We start from the raw sequence: 16,389 nt of genomic DNA on the forward strand, positions 1-16,389 counted from the left end.
CTCTTGCATCAGCCGACCTGCCGCTTGGCGAGCTTTCTTGCCAACGTCCTGCGATGCATGCCGAGGCGGCGCGCTGCTTCGGATATGTTGAAGTCGCTGTCCTTCAACACCTCATGAATATGTTCCCACTCGAGCGTCTTGATCGATGTCGGACGTGGGGCGAGGGGCGTCGATGGGTCGCCGGTCGACCGGGCGAATGCTGCTTCGATGTCATCCGTGTTTGAAGGCTTGGCGAGATAATGCGAGGCGCCGAGTTTGATCGCCTCGACAGCGGTCGCGATGCTTGCGAAGCCGGTCAGGACGACGATCAGCATGTCAGGATCATGGGCATGAAGCGTCTGGACGCAAACCAGGCCGGACTCAGATGCGAGCTTGAGATCGACTACTGCATAGTGGGGACGGTGTTTCTCGAGCAGGGCGAGAAGGGTGGCATGGTTGTCAGCGGTCAGGACCTGATAGCCGCGCCGTTCAAAAGAGCGCTTGAGCGTTTTGGCGAAGGCTTCGTCATCCTCGACAAGGACCAGCAGCCGGTCATCCTCCATTGGGCAACTCCTCTTCGAAGGCGACTGTGCTGAGCGGAAGGCGGAGCAGGATGAGTGCGCCGCCGTCCGCGCCGTTGCTGGCGGAGACGTTGCCGCCGAGTTTTCGGACCACGTTTACGACCAGGAAGAGGCCGAGGCCGCTGCCTTGCTTGCCTTTGCTGGAGCGGTAGGGTTTGCCGAAATCGGCGAGCATCTGTTCGCTGAAGCCCTTGCCATTGTCGCGGACGGCGATGTTGAGTGAGTTGCTATCGCGACCGACGAGTAGGTCGATGTAGGTGGCACCTGCTTCGCGGGCGTTGTCGAGGAGGTTTGTGATGGCTTGGCGGATAACGGGATCGGCGATGATGCGGGGGTAATCGTGGGGGCCGAAATCGCAGCGGAGGGGGATTGTGGGATTGGTGGAGCGCCAGCTTTGGGCGATTTCAAGAATGAAATCGCGAATTGGCGTGACTTTTGGAGCTTCGCCTCGGGCTTCGCCGGAGGAAATGAGAATGCCTGTCAATATCTGTTTACAGCGTTGGACGGCTGCCTGCATCTCGCCGACCTCCTCGAGAAGCGAGGGGTGCGCAGTGATTTCGGGCATGTGGCGCCAGTCGCCTAGCACGACCGCGAGTTGGGAGAGGGGGGTGCCGAGTTCATGGGCCGCACCTGAGGCGAGGAGGCCCATGCGGACGATATGTTCTTCCTCCGCCGCCTGCTGGCGTAGCTGGGCGAGATAGGCTTCGCGGGCCTGGAGGTTTCGGGTCACCCGGCTCATGAAGAGGACGAGCAGCACCGCGATCATGGCAAGGCAAATCCAGGTGCCGAGGATGTGGAGGTCGAAGAGGTGCCCCTCCAGTGCGTCGGTAAGCTCCAGTGGCCGATAGACGACGGACAGTATCGCGGCGCAGAGCAGCGACAGAAGGACGATGCCCCAGATGCTCCAACGGTCGAGCAGCACCGCGCCCAGCGCCACTTGAAGCAGGTAGAGCGCGATGAAGGGATTGGTCGCGCCGCCGCTGAGATACAGTTGGGTTGTCAGCAAGAGCACGTCAAAGACGAGCGCCAGAAACAGCTCGATATGCGCAACGTCGGTACGGCGGCGCAGCGTTGCGAAGGTGGCGACATTCACCGCTGCGCCGATCGACGCGACCAGCAGCATGGCGGCGACGGGCAAGCTGATCCCCATGCCCCAATGCACGAAGAGGATCGTCGCGACCTGTCCGGCGATCGCGATCCAGCGAAGCTGGGCGAGCAGCGCCATATTCTTGCGCCCGGCCGCGTCCGCTGGCCATTGGCTGGGCAGCAGGCGGGCGCCGGTGGAAAGCCACCGCTTCAAGACCGTCTTTCCTTCCATTCATGGCGCATGACGAAGATGTAAGCGCCAGCCGCCATCGCCGCCAGCGCGAACCATGTGAGAGCGTAGGAAAGATGGCTGTTGGGGAAGGTCAGGACGGTCAGGCCGCCAATGGGCAAGGATGCTGGCGGGGCGTCGCGTTCGGCATCGATGAAATAGTTGGCGACCGGCTCGCGAAGCTGGCGCGCTGCGGCGATGGCGCCGATGTCGCGTGAGTACCAGCGGTTCGCGGCGGGATCATTGCTGCGGAGGAAGCCGCCGCCCGGTTCGTTGAGGCGCATGAGGCCGGTTATCTGGACGCTCCCTTCTGGCCGTGAATAGCTGTTCCGCGCATCAGGCGGGATGAAGCCGCGGTTGACGAGCAGGGTGAAGCCGCGATCGGTCATGAGCGGAGTAAGCACCCAGAAGCCCGCCCCCCGAACCGTCGAAGCCTGCACCAAAGTCGCGCGGTCGTGCAGGAAATGGCCGGTAGCGAAGACCCGGCGATAGGCGTCGTCGGCACTGGCCGACGCGGGTACGGGGACGGGGGCGGCGTGGACGCGGCTTTCGACCTTTTCGATCAGGTCGCGCTTCCAGGCGAGGCGATGGATTTGCCAGACGCCAAGACTGACCAGCCCCGCGACCGCCAGGGCGGCGGCCATCGAGAAGATGATCAGGAACCCCGCCGAGCGACGGCGGGGTCGGGGGTCTGTCACGGCATCTGGCTCATGTCATGCACGCTCATATCCATTTGCGGCATCATATTGTGGTTGAGATGATACATGACCCAGATGGACCCGGCGAGCGTGATGACGACCAGCACGATCGTGAAGATCAGCGCCAGCATCGTCCAGCCGCCTTCCGAGCGGGTGTTCATGTGCAGGAAGTAGATCATGTGGACCAATATCTGCACGACCGCGAAGCCCATGATGGTGAAGGCGGTCAGTTGCGGATCGCCCAACACTCCCGTCATGACGAGCCAGAAGGGGATGGCCGTCAGGATCACTGACAGGCCGAAGCCGATCATGTAGCTGCTGAAGGTGCCATGGGCAGGGGCGTGCCCATGATGATCGTCGTGATGGCTGTGGTCGTGCGCGCTCATCGCAGCATCCCCATGAGATAGACGAAGGTGAAGACGCCGATCCAGACGACGTCGAGGAAGTGCCAGAACATCGACAGGCACATGAGGCGGCGCTGGTTGGCGGGGATCAGGCCCTTTTTGGCGACCTGCACCATTAGCGTCACCAGCCAGATCGTGCCGAAGGTGACGTGCAGTCCGTGCGTGCCCACCAGCGTGAAGAAGGCCGACAGGAAGCCCGAACGCATCGGGGTCGCGCCTTCATGGATGAGGTGCGCGAACTCGTACATCTCGATCGACAGGAAGGCGAGGCCGAATAGGCCCGTGATAGCCAGCCAGCCCTGTGTCGCGGCCACCTTGTTCTTTTCCATCGCCAGCATGGCAAAGCCATAGGTGATGGAGGAGAAGAGCAGCATCGCGGTGTTGAGCGCGACGAGCGGCAGGTCGAACAGGTCCTTCGGGCTCGGCCCCGCCGCATAGCTGCCGCCCAGCACCGCATAGGTGGCGAACAGGCAGGCGAAGATGAGGCAATCGCTCATCAGGTAGATCCAGAAGCCCAGCATGGTGCTGGACCCTTCCGGATGGTGGGGCTCATGTTCCAGATGGAAGAGCGGGTTGCCGTCCTTGTCGAGGAAAGCGGCGTCTACGGTGGGTGCGCTTGCCATGATGGTTCAGCCCTGCATCGCGAGGCTGCGCGTGCGCTCGCCCTCTGTGCGCTCGACCACATCCTTGGGGATGTAGAAGTCGCGCTTGTAGTTGAAGGTGTGGCCGATCGCGACGGCGAGGATGCCGATGAAGCTGAGGCCTGCGAGCCACCACATGTACCAGATCATGCCGACGCCGAAGGCCACCGACAGGCCTGCGATGATCACGCCGGTGCCGGTGTTGCTGGGCATGTGGATGGCTTCATAGCCCGAGAGAGGCCGCTGATAGCCGCGCTTCTTCATGTCCGCCCATGCGTCGCCATCATGGATGACGGGTGTGAAGGCGAAATTATAGTCGGGCGGCGGCGAGCTGGTCGCCCATTCGAGGGTGCGGCCGTCCCATGGGTCGCCGGTCGTGTCGCGCAGCTTGTCGCGGTTGATGATGCTGACGGCGAACTGGATGAGCATGCAGGCGATGCCTGCCGCGATCATGAGGGCGCCGAGGGCCGCGATCTGGAACCAGATTTGCAGGCTTGGATCATCGAACACGCGCATGCGGCGGGTGACGCCCATCAGGCCGAGGATATAGAGCGGCATAAAGGCGACCCAGAAGCCGACGACCCACAGCCAGAAGCTGCGCACGCCCCATGTCCGGTCGAGCTTGAAGCCGAATGCCTTGGGCCACCAGTAGTTGATCGCCGCGAACAGGCCGAACAACACGCCGCCGATGATCACGTTATGGAAATGCGCGATCAGGAACAGCGAGTTGTGGAGGACGAAGTCGGCGGGCGGCACCGCAAGCAGCACGCCGGTCATGCCGCCGACCGTGAAGGTCAGCATGAAGGCGACCGTCCACATCATCGGCAGCTCAAAGCGGATGCGGCCGCGATACATGGTGAAGAGCCAGTTGAAGAGCTTGGCCCCGGTCGGGATCGAGATGACCATCGTCGTGATGCCGAAGAAGCTGTTGACGCTGGCGCCCGAGCCCATGGTGAAGAAATGGTGCAGCCAGACCAGGTAGCTGAGGATCGCGATGACGACCGTCGCATAGACCATCGAGGAATAGCCGAAGAGGCGCTTTGACGAGAAGGTCGAGGTGACTTCACTGAACACGCCGAACAGCGGCAGGATGAGGATGTAAACCTCCGGATGGCCCCAGATCCAGATGAGGTTCACGTACATCATGGGGTTGCCGCCCATGTCGTTGGTGAAGAAGGCCGTGCCGACATAGCGGTCGAGGCTGAGCAGCGCGAGAACGGCGGTCAGGACCGGGAAGGCCGCGACGATCAGGATGTTCGAGCAGAGCGACGTCCAGACGAAGATTGGGAGCTTCATCATCGACATGCCGGGCGCGCGCATCTTTACGATGGTCGCGATCAGGTTGACGCCGGATAATAGCGTGCCGATGCCTGCTATCTGAAGGCCCCAGATATAATAATCGACGCCGACCCCGGGGCTGTAGGCGATGCCTGACAGCGGTGGGTAGGCGAGCCAGCCGGTGCGGGCGAACTCACCCACGAACAGCGACATCATGGTGATGACGGCGCCTGCGGTCGTCATCCAGAAGCTGAAATTATTGAGGAAGGGGAAGCTGACGTCGCGCGCGCCGATTTGCAGCGGGACCATATAGTTCATGATCCCGGTGATCATCGGCATCGCCACGAAGAAGATCATGATGACGCCGTGCGCGGTGAAAATCTGATCATAGTGATGCGCGTTCAGATAGCCTTCCGAGCCGTTGAAGGCCCATGCCTGTTGCAGGCGCATCATGAGCGCATCGGCGAAACCGCGCAGGAACATGATGAGGCCGAGGATCATGTACATGATGCCGATGCGCTTGTGGTCCACGGTGGTGAACCAGTCGCGCCACAGCATGCCCCAGAGGCGATATTTGGTGACGAGGCCAAGGACCGCGATGCCGCCGATGACGACGGCGACGAAGGTGCCCATGACGATCGGCTCGTGGATCGGGACGGCGCTCCAGTCGAGGCGGCCGAAGATCAGTTTCCAGATGCCGCTGTTTTCGGATGCGGGATGAGGGGACATGGGGTCAGGGCCTTGGGAGGGAGGGGGAGGGGGAAGCTGGGTTTAGCCCCTCCCCTTCAGGTTCAAACGAGGCACGTGACTCGTTTGAAGGGTTGGGGTGGGGTCGGGCCGGATGGTGCGGCGCTTGGGGCGCTCCCCCACCCCCGGCCCTCGAACGGAGTCGCGTGCCTCCGTTCGACCTGAAGGGGAGGGGTGAATTAGTGATCAGTTCAATGCCCATGATGACCGCCTGCATGCCCGTCGGCATCCTTCTGCCCCGGAGCCTCATGACCTTGCGCAGCAGGCGCGCGTTCAGCGGCTGGGGTCATGCCGGAAGGCTGCGCGATCTCGCCCTTCTTGCCCGGCTCGACAGGGTGGAAGCCGCCGACGTCGATAGTGCCGTCATGGCGCAGGCCTTCGGTATCACGCGCCGATTCCTTGCCGCCGCCGCCCGTCATGTCGGTCATCATCACCTCATCCATGCAGCGCTTGCCGGGCTGGGCGCACATGTTGAGCGCGGCGTGGAAGAGCTTTGGCTCGACGCCTGCGAAATACATGGGCGGGACTTTTTCGCTCGGCTGCTCCAGCTTCACATAGGTGGCGCGGTCGAGCTTTGCGTTGCTCGCCTTCACCTGTGCAACCCAGCGGTCGAAACCGGCCTGATCCATCGCCTTGAAGCGGAAGCGCATGTGGGAAAAGCCTGCGCCGGAATAGTTCGCCGAGAAGCCTTCGAAATTGCCGGGCTTGTTGGCGACGGCGTGAAGGACCGTCTGCATGCCGGGCATGGCGTAGATCTGGCCTGCAAGCGCGGGCACGAAGAAGCTGTTCATGAGCGTCGCGGAGGTGATCTTGAACTCGATCGGCTGATCGATGGGCGCGGCGAGTTCATTGACCGTGGCGATGCCAAGTTCAGGGTAGATGAACAGCCATTTCCAGTCGAGCGCGACGACTTCGACCTGAAGGCGCTTGGTGGCGGGCTCGACCTTGCGCGCGGCGTCGATGCGCTCGATCGGGCGATAGGGATCGAGCAGGTGGGTGCTGGTCCAGGTGATGGCGCCCAATGCGATGATGATCAACAGTGGGGCGGACCAGATCAGCAGCTCAAGGCTGGTCGAATGGTCCCAATCGGGATCATAATCCTTCGCCTGCGCCTTTTCCCGGTAGCGCCAGGCGAACCGGATGGTCGTGGCCATGACGGGCAGGATGATGAGCAGCATGAGCAGGGTCGAAATGACGATCAGGTCACGCTGCTGCACCGCGACATCGCCAGCGGGGGACATGACCACCCAGTTGCATGCGCCGAGCGGCAGCAGCAGCAAGGGCGCGAGTCGGCTCAGAAAAGCTCTGGAAAAGGGGCGAGGGCGTGCGGTCATGAGGCCCGCATAAGGGGGTGGCGTCGCGATCGACATTGGACCTTTTGTCCTATCCCCTCGCAGGCGCAAAATGGGGCAATGGCCTTTCGACCACCGGGGCGATTCGCTATGCTGCAACGATGTTTGGCATGGATCGTTCCCGCAGCATGAAGGCCAGTCCAGACCGATGAACGCCGTGACCACCACGCCATCCTCCACGCAGATGGAGCGCGATGCACGCCTTGTGACGGCGCGCGACCACAAGGTTGCGCCGGGCGAGATCGCGATCGGTGTGATCATCGGGCGGACGTCGGAATTTTTCGACTTCTTCGTCTATGCGATCGCGTCGTGCATCGTGTTTCCGGCGCATGTCTTTCCCTTTTTGAGTCCGCTGGCGGGGACGCTTTGGTCCTTTGCCATCTTCGCGCTGGCGTTTGTGACGCGGCCGATCGGGTCGTTCATCTTTATGGCTGTGGACCGGGCCTATGGGCGGGGGGTGAAGCTGACCATCGCGTTGTTCCTGCTGGGGGGATCGACGGCGTTTATCGCCTTCCTGCCGGGATATGAGACGGTGGGCATCTGGTCGGCGGTGCTGCTCGCGGTGTTGCGGGCGGGGCAGGGGATTGCGCTGGGCGGGACGTGGGACGGGCTTGCGTCGTTGCTGTCGCTGAACGCGCCGCAGAACAAGCGCGGCTGGTATGCGATGATGCCGCAGCTGGGCGCGCCGCTGGCGCTGGTGGTGGCCAGCGGGTTGTTCGCATTCTTCCTGTTCAATCTGTCGCGGGCCGACTTCCTTGATTGGGGCTGGCGCTATCCCTTCTTCGTGGCGTTCGCGATCAATGTGGTGGCGCTGTTCGCGCGGTTGCGGATCGTGGTGACGCATGAGTTTGAACGGCTGTTCGAGGCGCGTGAGTTGCAGCCTTCGCCGGTTATCGAGACGGTGCGGATGGAGGGGCGGAATATCGTTATTGGCGCGTTCGCTCCGCTGGCGAGTTTCGCGCTGTTCCACATGGTGTCGGTGTTCCCGCTGTCGTGGATCGCGCTTTATACGAAGCAGCCGCTGGAACGTTTTCTGGTGATTGAGGCGATCGGGGCGAGCGTGGGCGTGCTGGCGATCGTCGTGTCCGGATTTGTCGCGGACATGGTGGGGCGGCGTAAGCTGCTCGCCTGGTCAGCGCTGGGGATCGGGATATTCAGCATTGCCGCACCGCTGTTGCTCAATGGTGGCGAGCTGGCCGAGATCGCGTTCATGATCCTGGGGTTCATGCTGCTGGGGTTGAGCTTTGGGCAGTCTTCGGGCGTGGTGGCGTCGAATTTCTCGACGGCGACGCGCTATACGGGGTCTGCGCTGACGTCGGACCTTGCCTGGCTGGTGGGCGCTGGGTTCGCGCCGCTGGTGGCGCTGGCGCTGTCGGTCACATTTGGGTTGGCGGCTTCGGGCGCTTATCTGTTTTCGGGCGCGGTCGTGACGGGGCTAGCGCTGTTCATCAACAAGGAACTGGCGGGCAAGGACCGCTAAGCGGCTGCCTGCCGCATCCGGGCGAGCGCTTTTCGGTCGAACCAGCCTGTGGGACCGGAGCGTGGGGTGAGGCGGGGAAGCCATGCGGCGTAGAGGCTGCGCAGTTCGCGCGGCAGGCCGTCAGGTCCTTGCCCACCCATGATGTCGGACACGATGCGGTTCTGGAAGAAGCGCAGCGAATAGTTGGTCATCCGGCGATATTGCATGCGCCAGCTTGCAGGGTTGGTGAGGCGGACGGGTTCGCAGAGGAAGCCTGCTTCTTCGCAAGCGATGACACGCTCACGCTGCCATGCGGCGTCGGTTTGCAGATCGGTATGAGCCCAGGCCGCGACGAGGCCATCGTCGCCGATCAGATCATCGGGCAAATACAGGCGCCGCGCGCGGATGCGGTTCACGAAATGGCCGGACAGGGCGTAAAGATCGCCGAAGAGGCCGCCGTCTGTTGACAGCAGGTGGCGGTAATGCGCGGCCATGCGCCCGTTGAGCGGCATGCCCGCCGCTGCATTGATTCCGTTGCGTTCTACCGCTGCCACCAGCGCGTCGATGGAGCCGGGTGCGATCTGAGCGTCGCCATCGAGGAGGATGACGGCTTCGTCGGTTCCGTCCAGCAGATCATGGATCAGATGGTTCCACGTTCGCGATTTGCCGCCTTGGGCGATGTCGTGCACCCGGACATTGGCTCGCCCGGCTGCGATGTCGCGGGCGCGGGCGGCGGTGGCGTCGGTCGAGCCGTTGACGAGGACATGATAGACGGTGTCAGCCCGGTCCAGCGGGAGCGAGGTGAGGCAGGTGCCGATCCGCCGCTCCTCCTGATGGGCGAAGATGCCGACGGCGATGCCCATGATGTTAGCGGAAGTCCCAGCCTTGTTGGCCATGGTCGACCTGATCAAGGCCCTCTGCCGCTTCCTCTGCCGTTAGACGCATGGGCAGTACGACCGATAGCAGCAGCGCGACGATAGAGGTTCCCGCCATTGACCAGAGGGCGACGGCGATGACACCGGCCAATTGGCTCAGCATCGCCCCTGTGAGGCTGATGTCGCCTTCGAAACCGACGCCGCCAAGGAAAGGCTGAACGAAGAGGGGCAACAGCAGAGCGCCGATCAGGCCGCCGAGCCCATGCAGCAGAAACACCGACGCTGGATCATCGACGCCGCGCCCGAAGGTTGCCTTTGCGATGCGGCAGAGAAGCGCGGCGACAAGGCCGATGAGCATCGCCCCTCCGGGACCCGAGAGGGCGGCGGAGGCGGACATGGCGGCCAAGCCAGCGACCGCGCCCGACATGATGCCGGTGGCGCTTATGCGGCCGGTCGCGGCGCGATCCGAGAGCGCCCATGCGAGGGCGCCTGTGCAGGCAGCGAAATGCGTGTTGAGGATGGCGGTGGCGGCATTGTCCGTGGCGCCAAGAGCCCAGCCGCCGGAAATGCCCGCCCAGCCTATCCAGATCAATGCGCCACCCGCGAGGCTGAGTACAGGTGCGTGGCTTGCGCCGGCTTGTCGGGGACGGCGACCGAGGATCAGGGAGAGTGCGAGCGCGGAAAAGCCTGCGCTCATGTGCATGACGAGGCCGCCGGAAAAGTCGATCACGCCAAGCCCCGCAAGCCAGCCGCCGCCCCAGATGCCATGAACCAGCGGGGCATAGACGATCAGCAGCCAGAGCGGGGCAAGGGCCGCCATCCAGCCGAAGCGCGCGCGTCCCGCCGTGGCGCCGGGGAGGAGGCATACGGCAAAGAGTGCCAAGGCCATCTGGAACAGGACGAAGGCGGATTCGGGAACGGTCAGCCCAGCCTTCAGGGAGCCGAGGTTGGCGAGTAGGAGGTTCGCTCCGCCGCCCAGCCATGCGCTGCCCGGAGAGAAGCTGAGGCTGTATCCGGCGATGGCCCAGGCGAGCGATGCGCCCGCCGCTACGACGATAAGCTGGGTGCTTGCCGACAGCGCGCTTCGCACATTGACGAGGCCCGCGTGGCGCAGGAGCAGACCGGGAATCCCGGCAAGTAGGACGAGTAGCGCGCAGAGGATCATCCAGGCCGTGTCTCCGCTGTCCGGGACGGCCACCGCTACCTGTGCTTCTGCCGTTTGGGGCGATGCCATGAAGAGGAAGAGGAGAAGAGCGCGAGCGAACATGGGACGATCCGATATGTCTGGTGTCCTATGGTCTATGGGGTGGCGGTAAACACTTTGATAAGGTTAGTGGTCGGCGGGGTTGTGGGGCGGGGTTTTCAAGAAAGAGAAGGGGCTTCGACAAGCTCAGCCCGAACGGGGTTGCGTGATCGCGACGAAAGCCCCGGCGCGCTAGAGCATGCTCATATGTGAGTGATCGTCACCCCGGACTTGATCCGGGGTCCCGCTTCTTTTCTGACGCCGCCGAGGCAGCGGGACCCCGGGTCGAGCCCGGGGTGACGGAAAATCAGCCTTAATGCCGATTCTTCCGTGTAAGACGATCAAGCTCTAATAGGCTTCGCCACCGCAGGAGATGCGGCCCGTGCCGCGATTTTCGACCTGGCAGGCGGCCTTGCCGACTATAGTGACGTCACCCGAGCCTGATGCCGATATCTTGGCGGTTACGTCTGCGGTCAGGGCGACATTGCCGGGGCCGTCATTGCTGACCGTTGCCTGGCGGACGCGCAGGCCATCGGCAGCTACGGCGCCCGGACCATTTACGCGCACTGTCGCTATTGCGGCTCGCCCGGCCAGCGTTGCGCGGCCTGCGCCGGCGAGGCCGAGGCTGAGCTGATCGAGGTCAACCGCCGCGACGCTGACATCGCCATTGCCGCCGAGCAGGATCTCTCCGCGCAAGCCCTTCATACGGCTGACCGAGATGGAGCCGCCGCCGGTCAGCACCAGCCTTTCAAGCGTGCCGGTCGAGAGTCGGACGGTGGCGCGACCGCCGCTTTTCTCGCCGGGTTGGGCGCGGTCCATCCTGATTGTCAGCAGACGCCCCGATACATCGATGTGCAGCCGTTCGATCAGCGATTGGTCGCCATCGACTTTGGCGGAAGCGCCAGCGCCGGTGGTGATGATCACCTCCACCGGCGCATCGACCCGGATGGCGTCGAAGCTGGTGATGGTATAGCCGCGCGTTGCAGCCATGGCCGGTAACGGTAGCAGCGAAGCGGCTACTATCATGAGGTGGAGGGGCTTTCGCGATCGACCTGTCATGATGCCGCCCTACCGCAAAACGCTTTCGACAAAGTTGATAGCGTCGTGCCTTGAGGCGGCAAATTCCCACGCGATCAAGTTGATCAGACGCCGCAAAGAGGGGCTTCGTCAGGCGAGGCCGACTTCCTTCAGCGGGACCGAGGAATCGGCCAGCTGCGCCTGATCAAGCAGTGCGCCGGAAAGGACGTGGGCGCGGCCCTGCACATAGTCCTTCACTGCATTGACGCAATCGAGCGCGATGAGCTTTCCGGCCTTCAGATATAGGACTGAGAAGCTGCGGGTTGCCGGATCGCCGCGCAGGATGGTGTGGTCATGTCCGATCGAAAGGCCCACGGTCTGGAGCTTCAGATCATATTGGTTGGACCAGAACCAGGGCACGGCGTCATAGGCTTCTTCCTTGCCCATGATGTGGGCGATGGCCGTTTTTGCCTGATCATTGGCGTTCTGCACTGACTCAAGGCGCAGCTGGGCGCCGCGCGCGAAGCGGTTGGCGTGGGATGCGCAGTCGCCGACAGCATAGATGTTGGGCAGGCTGGTGCGGCAATATTCATCGACATCGACGCCATTGCCGCCAACAGCGCCCGCTGCGATCAGCGGGCCGGTTTCGGGGATGATGCCGATGCCGACGATCACCATGTCGGTTTCGATCCGCTCGCCATTCTGCATCAGCACGGCGGTCGCCTTGCCGTCCTGCACCTCGATGCAGTCCATCGCGGCGCCGGTGCGCAGATCGACGCCATGGGCGCGATGTTCAGCTTCGTAGAAGCGGGAGAGTTCTTCACCGGCGACGCGGGCGAGGACGCGGTCGAGCGCTTCGAGCAGCACGACTTTCTTGCCGAACTTCGTCAGCACGGCGGCTGCTTCCAGCCCGATATAACCGCCGCCGATCACGACGACATGATTGATCTGGTCCATCTTCGCCATCATGGCGTCGACATCGTCGCGGCGGCGGACGGCATGGACGTTTGGCGCGTCGGCGCCGTCGCAGGTCAGCATGCGCGGGCTGCCGCCCGTGCACCAGATGAGCTTGCCGTAGGAGATATGCTCGTTGCCGACGGTGACGGTCTGGCTTTCCGGATCGACAGCCTTCACCCGGTGGCCGAGCAGCATGTCGATCTTGCGCTCTTCCCAAAAGGCGGCGGGGCGGATGAGGATGCGATCGAAGCTCTTGTCGCCCGCGAAATATTCCTTCGACAGCGGCGGGCGTTCATAGGGCGGGTATTTTTCGTCACCGATCATGGCGACGGACCCTTCAAAGCCGAGTTGACGAAGCGAAATGGCCGCCTGCGCGCCTGCATGGCCCGCGCCTACGATCAGAACGTCATAATGGCTCATCGGCCAGCATCCCCTCAGTCCAAGTTGCTGCCGTCCTTGGCGCGCTTTCCCCGGACTGACAAGGGGTAGGGGGACTTTTGAAGTTAGCGGGGCAAAATATAAAATAGCGGATGGCCGCCTGTCCCCCATGGCGCTGCCATCCCTGACTGTGGCATAGGCGCTCGCCAAAGTTGGGGGTTTTCTGCCTTATGGCTGACAAGGATTTGCCGGTTAGCGGGGGGAGCCATGCAGCGCATGGTCCGCTACACGGCCTCGCGCTCGGCGCGTTGGGGGTGGTGTTTGGGGACATCGGGACCTCTCCACTCTATGCGCTGAAGGAAAGCTTTGTCGGCCACCATCCGCTGACGGTTGACCCGGCCCATATCTATGGCGTGCTGTCGTTGATCTTCTGGACCATGACCATGGTCGTAACGGTCAAATATGTGTTCATCATCCTGCGAGCCGACAATAATGGCGAGGGCGGCAGCATGGCGCTGCTGGCGCTGATCGGGCGGCGGATGGGCGAAACGCGCTGGACACCGACGGTTGCGGCGCTGGGCGTGCTTGCCACCGCGCTCTTTTATGGCGATGCGATCATCACGCCGGCGGTCTCTGTCCTCTCGGCGGTAGAGGGGCTGACGGTGGTGCAGGCGGGGCTGACGCCGTTGGTGCTGCCGATCGCGATCGTGATCCTGATCGCCCTGTTCGTGATCCAGAGCATCGGCACGGCGCGAGTCGGTGCGCTGTTCGGCCCGATCATGGTGGTCTATTTCCTGGCGCTCGCAATTCTGGGCGTCACCAATATATGGCGGCACCCGGAGATCTTCGCCATCGTCAATCCTTGGTGGGCGCTGCGCTTCTTCCTGATCGACCCTAAACTGGCGTTTCTGGCTTTGGGATCGGTGGTGCTGGCGGTGACGGGGGCGGAGGCGCTTTATGCCGATATGGGGCATTTCGGGCGCAAGGCGATCAGCATCGCGTGGCTTTACGCGGCGCTGCCGTGCCTGATGCTCAATTATCTGGGGCAGGGGGCGTTGCTGCTGGATGAGCCAGCGGCGGCGCAAAATCCGTTCTTCCTGCTTGCCCCCGAATGGGCGAGGCTTCCGCTGGTGATCCTGGCGACGATGGCGACGGTGATTGCTAGCCAGGCGGTCATATCCGGCGCCTTTTCCGTGACGCGGCAAGCGGTGCAGCTGGGCTTCCTCCCGCGCCTGCGCATCCTGCATACCAGCGCATCGGCGGCGGGGCAGATATATATGCCGCTGATCAACTGGACGCTGCTGGTGCTGGTCATCATGCTGGTGCTGGGCTTTGGCAGTTCGAGCAATTTGGCGGCGGCCTATGGCATTGCGGTCACTGGCACGATGGTCATCACCACCTGCATGATGGGGGCATTGATGTTCAGCGTCTGGCGCTGGAACCCGTTCGTCGCGGGCATGGTGACGGGCCTGTTCCTGATCATTGATGGCGCATATTTCCTGTCGAACGCGACGAAAATTCCGGATGGCGGATGGTTCCCGCTGCTGGTCGCGGCCATAGCTTTCCTGGTGCTGACGACCTGGGCTTCTGGGCGACGGATCATGCGCAACCGTCTACGCGAAGATGCAATGGACCTGGATTTGTTCATCAAGTCTGCCGGAGCGTCACTGAAGCGGGTGCCGGGCACGGCGATCTTCTTGTCCTCAACGACGGAGGGTGTTCCGCCGGCCCTGCTCCACAACGTCAAGCACAACCGCATCCTGCATGAGCGCAACATCATCCTGACCGTGCGCGCGGAGGAAGTCCCGCATTTGCCCTATGAAGGCCGTACCAGCGTCGAAGATCATGGCGCGGGTTTCTATCGCCTGATGCTGCGCCACGGCTTCATGGAAAATGTCGATGTGCCCGCCGCGATGAAGGCGGTGCGCGACTGTGGCGGGCCGATCGGCGTGGCCGACACCAGCTATTTCCTCAGCCGCGAGACGTTGGTGCCGTCATCCCGCCCCGGCATGGCCATATGGCGCGAGCGGCTGTTCGCCTGGATGGTGCGCAATGCGGAAAGCCCGATGGCGTTTTTCAAGCTGCCGACCAATCGGGTGGTCGAACTGGGGTCGCAGCTGGAAATCTGATCTAGCGATCACGCCGATTGCCGATGGCGGGCAAGCCATCGGCTGGCGGGGCATCAGTTAGCCGATCTCTTTCTGACGAGCGATGAGCACGCTGATCGGCGAATTGCGGACGATCGCGGCGGCGTTGGAGCCCAGCACGCGGGATGAGAGCGACGGCTGATGAGAGCCGATGATGATGAGGTCGGCGCCCACCCGCTGCGCTTCATCCAGAACTTCATCACGCACTCGGCCGCGATGGGATGCGAAAGTGGCATTGGTCAGGCCGAACTCGGCTTTCCATTCGTCGACTTGTCGCTGAGCCTCTGTGATCTCCTGCGTGTCGAAGTCGACGGTGATCGCGCCTTCATAATTCACTGGCAGAAAGTATCGCACATAAAGGATATGCACTTTCGCGCCGCCTGCGGAAAGCGCTGCTGCTGCTTCCAGCGCGGACTTTGCGTGATCAGGATCATGGATGTCGATAGCGACCAATATAGATGAAAAAGCCATGGTCTCTCCTCTCTTGACCTTGACTTCTATCAGGAGGGGCGAGCCGAAAGGTGTAGCGTCTGTAACAAAGAGTTTCAGCCGAGATGACAGCGCGCAGATGTCCCGGCGCCGGACGCAAAAGAGCGTGAGGATGGCGCGATTGGTACGAATCTGAAGGATTGCCGGAGTTAGGTCCCTCTTTTGCTAACCGCAAAATGTAAAGCCACACTTGACACGAGTGCGTAAAGCGCTACTTTCCATCTATGGAGATCGAGAGCATAAGCCACAAAGCTCTGCGGCGGTTTGTTGAGACAGGCAAAGCCAAAGGACTACCTGGCGATCTGGTCGATCGGCTGTTCAAGATGGTCAACTTCATCATTGATGCCGACACGCTGGACGAACTTTCAACACCTCCAAATTACGGGCTTCACCCCTTGACCGGCGACCGTGCCGGGACATGGGCGATGACCGTGACTAGAAACTGGCGCCTGACCTTTTCGCTTGATGAGCAGGGCGCCGTCGTAGATCTGGACCTGGAGGATTATCACTGATGGCTATCAAGATTCATCCGTCGTTCGCGGTCCATGCGGGCGAATGGCTCAAGACCGAGATTGTCGAGGCGCATGGCGTTTCGATCAACGATCTGGCCGAGGCGTTCGGCGTCAGTCGGCAGTCGATCAGTTCGCTTCTGAACGGGCGGGCGGCCCTTTCGGCTGATATGGCGATCCGCTTCGAGCATGCCTTTGGTGTGAAGGCGGAGACGCTGATGCGGATGCAGGCGCGCTACGAGTTGGGCAAGGCGCGCGAGCATGAAGCCGATCTGGCCGTGCGGAGCCTGATCGCTGCGTGAAATAGCGTCCGCGTCATG

16 protein-coding genes are annotated in these 16,389 nt (G+C 62.5%); 4 read left to right on the forward strand and 12 right to left on the reverse strand.

Features of this window, described 5'->3' with window-relative positions:
• Window positions 1-8 precede the first annotated feature (8 nt).
• The 7 genes from ACZ5ZH_RS03470 to cyoA all read right to left on the reverse strand — a co-directional run bounded on the left by ACZ5ZH_RS03470 (window position 9) and on the right by cyoA (window position 6,977).
• Window positions 9-542 (reverse strand): response regulator transcription factor, encoded by a 534-nt coding sequence (locus ACZ5ZH_RS03470; RefSeq protein WP_460987877.1) that lies wholly within the window; start codon window positions 540-542, stop codon window positions 9-11.
• The gene (locus ACZ5ZH_RS03475; protein WP_460987878.1) at window positions 532-1,860 is read right to left on the reverse strand and encodes an ATP-binding protein; all 1,329 of its coding nucleotides are present in this window, start codon (window positions 1,858-1,860) and stop codon (window positions 532-534) included. The genes ACZ5ZH_RS03470 and ACZ5ZH_RS03475 overlap by 11 nt, the downstream gene beginning before the upstream one ends.
• Window positions 1,857-2,519 carry an SURF1 family protein gene (locus ACZ5ZH_RS03480; RefSeq protein WP_460988186.1) on the reverse strand — a complete coding sequence of 221 codons (663 nt, stop codon included), beginning with the start codon at window positions 2,517-2,519 and terminating at the stop codon, window positions 1,857-1,859. Before ACZ5ZH_RS03480 ends, ACZ5ZH_RS03475 begins: the two co-directional genes overlap by 4 nt.
• Before the next feature lie 50 nt (window positions 2,520-2,569).
• Window positions 2,570-2,959, reverse strand: a complete 390-nt coding sequence (gene cyoD / locus ACZ5ZH_RS03485; RefSeq protein ID WP_460987879.1) for a cytochrome o ubiquinol oxidase subunit IV — start codon at window positions 2,957-2,959, stop codon at window positions 2,570-2,572.
• On the reverse strand, window positions 2,956-3,600 hold the full coding sequence (gene cyoC, locus ACZ5ZH_RS03490) for a cytochrome o ubiquinol oxidase subunit III (protein ID WP_460987880.1): 645 nt from the start codon (window positions 3,598-3,600) through the stop codon (window positions 2,956-2,958). Before cyoC ends, cyoD begins: the two co-directional genes overlap by 4 nt.
• Before the next feature lie 6 nt (window positions 3,601-3,606).
• Entirely contained in the window at window positions 3,607-5,625 is a 2,019-nt protein-coding gene (cyoB, locus tag ACZ5ZH_RS03495) for a cytochrome o ubiquinol oxidase subunit I (protein ID WP_464772187.1), read from the reverse strand.
• A gap of 209 nt (window positions 5,626-5,834) precedes the next feature.
• Entirely contained in the window at window positions 5,835-6,977 is a 1,143-nt protein-coding gene (gene cyoA / locus ACZ5ZH_RS03500; protein ID WP_464772188.1) for a ubiquinol oxidase subunit II, read from the reverse strand.
• Between the two features lie 166 nt (window positions 6,978-7,143).
• Between cyoA and ACZ5ZH_RS03505 the strand changes: the two genes are divergently transcribed.
• Window positions 7,144-8,475: an MFS transporter gene (locus ACZ5ZH_RS03505; protein ID WP_464772189.1), complete on the forward strand. Its 1,332-nt coding sequence runs from the start codon at window positions 7,144-7,146 to the stop codon at window positions 8,473-8,475.
• Here ACZ5ZH_RS03505 and ACZ5ZH_RS03510 read toward each other — a convergent pair.
• From ACZ5ZH_RS03510 to ACZ5ZH_RS03525, 4 genes are all read right to left on the reverse strand, one after another.
• Entirely contained in the window at window positions 8,472-9,317 is an 846-nt protein-coding gene (locus ACZ5ZH_RS03510) for a glycosyltransferase family 2 protein (RefSeq protein WP_464772584.1), read from the reverse strand. The two genes, ACZ5ZH_RS03505 and ACZ5ZH_RS03510, sit on opposite strands and share 4 nt — an antisense overlap.
• A gap of 4 nt (window positions 9,318-9,321) precedes the next feature.
• Window positions 9,322-10,596 carry an ammonium transporter gene (locus ACZ5ZH_RS03515; protein ID WP_464772190.1) on the reverse strand — a complete coding sequence of 425 codons (1,275 nt, stop codon included), beginning with the start codon at window positions 10,594-10,596 and terminating at the stop codon, window positions 9,322-9,324.
• Window positions 10,597-10,920: 324 nt separating this feature from the next.
• Window positions 10,921-11,598, reverse strand: coding sequence for a head GIN domain-containing protein (locus ACZ5ZH_RS03520; protein ID WP_464772191.1), 678 nt, complete (start codon window positions 11,596-11,598; stop codon window positions 10,921-10,923).
• Window positions 11,599-11,739: 141 nt separating this feature from the next.
• Window positions 11,740-12,966, reverse strand: coding sequence for an NAD(P)/FAD-dependent oxidoreductase (locus ACZ5ZH_RS03525; RefSeq protein ID WP_464772192.1), 1,227 nt, complete (start codon window positions 12,964-12,966; stop codon window positions 11,740-11,742).
• A gap of 188 nt (window positions 12,967-13,154) precedes the next feature.
• On the opposite strand from ACZ5ZH_RS03525, the gene ACZ5ZH_RS03530 reads away from it, so the two are divergent.
• The gene (locus ACZ5ZH_RS03530) at window positions 13,155-15,053 is read left to right on the forward strand and encodes a potassium transporter Kup (RefSeq protein ID WP_464772193.1); all 1,899 of its coding nucleotides are present in this window, start codon (window positions 13,155-13,157) and stop codon (window positions 15,051-15,053) included.
• Between the two features lie 57 nt (window positions 15,054-15,110).
• Here ACZ5ZH_RS03530 and ACZ5ZH_RS03535 read toward each other — a convergent pair whose 3' ends face one another.
• Window positions 15,111-15,542: a universal stress protein gene (locus tag ACZ5ZH_RS03535; protein ID WP_449471953.1), complete on the reverse strand. Its 432-nt coding sequence runs from the start codon at window positions 15,540-15,542 to the stop codon at window positions 15,111-15,113.
• A 242-nt stretch (window positions 15,543-15,784) separates the two neighbouring features.
• Between ACZ5ZH_RS03535 and ACZ5ZH_RS03540 the strand changes: the two genes are divergently transcribed.
• Window positions 15,785-16,072: a type II toxin-antitoxin system RelE/ParE family toxin gene (locus tag ACZ5ZH_RS03540; RefSeq protein WP_449471955.1), complete on the forward strand. Its 288-nt coding sequence runs from the start codon at window positions 15,785-15,787 to the stop codon at window positions 16,070-16,072.
• Complete coding sequence (locus tag ACZ5ZH_RS03545; protein ID WP_460987889.1) at window positions 16,072-16,371, forward strand: HigA family addiction module antitoxin; 300 nt, start codon at window positions 16,072-16,074, stop codon at window positions 16,369-16,371. Before ACZ5ZH_RS03540 ends, ACZ5ZH_RS03545 begins: the two co-directional genes overlap by 1 nt.
• The last annotated feature ends 18 nt before the right edge of the window (window positions 16,372-16,389 follow it).

This window comes from Sphingobium sp. TomMM7A (assembly GCF_055397305.1).

Bases quoted from the DNA above. Each gene is read 5' to 3' on its own strand.
- ACZ5ZH_RS03535 (WP_449471953.1), bottom strand. From the start codon at position 15,542: ATGGCTTTTTCATCTATATTGGTCGCTATCGACATCCATGATCCTGAT.
- cyoA (WP_464772188.1), bottom strand. From the start codon at position 6,977: ATGACCGCACGCCCTCGCCCCTTTTCCAGAGCTTTTCTGAGCCGACTC.
- cyoD (WP_460987879.1), bottom strand. From the start codon at position 2,959: ATGAGCGCGCACGACCACAGCCATCACGACGATCATCATGGGCACGCC.
- cyoC (WP_460987880.1), bottom strand. From the start codon at position 3,600: ATGGCAAGCGCACCCACCGTAGACGCCGCTTTCCTCGACAAGGACGGC.
- ACZ5ZH_RS03470 (WP_460987877.1), bottom strand. From the start codon at position 542: ATGGAGGATGACCGGCTGCTGGTCCTTGTCGAGGATGACGAAGCCTTC.
- ACZ5ZH_RS03515 (WP_464772190.1), bottom strand. From the start codon at position 10,596: ATGTTCGCTCGCGCTCTTCTCCTCTTCCTCTTCATGGCATCGCCCCAA.
- ACZ5ZH_RS03530 (WP_464772193.1), top strand. From the start codon at position 13,155: ATGGCTGACAAGGATTTGCCGGTTAGCGGGGGGAGCCATGCAGCGCAT.
- ACZ5ZH_RS03525 (WP_464772192.1), bottom strand. From the start codon at position 12,966: ATGAGCCATTATGACGTTCTGATCGTAGGCGCGGGCCATGCAGGCGCG.
- ACZ5ZH_RS03510 (WP_464772584.1), bottom strand. From the start codon at position 9,317: ATGGGCATCGCCGTCGGCATCTTCGCCCATCAGGAGGAGCGGCGGATC.
- ACZ5ZH_RS03505 (WP_464772189.1), top strand. From the start codon at position 7,144: ATGAACGCCGTGACCACCACGCCATCCTCCACGCAGATGGAGCGCGAT.
- ACZ5ZH_RS03480 (WP_460988186.1), bottom strand. From the start codon at position 2,519: ATGGCCGCCGCCCTGGCGGTCGCGGGGCTGGTCAGTCTTGGCGTCTGG.
- ACZ5ZH_RS03520 (WP_464772191.1), bottom strand. From the start codon at position 11,598: ATGATAGTAGCCGCTTCGCTGCTACCGTTACCGGCCATGGCTGCAACG.
- ACZ5ZH_RS03540 (WP_449471955.1), top strand. From the start codon at position 15,785: ATGGAGATCGAGAGCATAAGCCACAAAGCTCTGCGGCGGTTTGTTGAG.
- cyoB (WP_464772187.1), bottom strand. From the start codon at position 5,625: ATGTCCCCTCATCCCGCATCCGAAAACAGCGGCATCTGGAAACTGATC.
- ACZ5ZH_RS03545 (WP_460987889.1), top strand. From the start codon at position 16,072: ATGGCTATCAAGATTCATCCGTCGTTCGCGGTCCATGCGGGCGAATGG.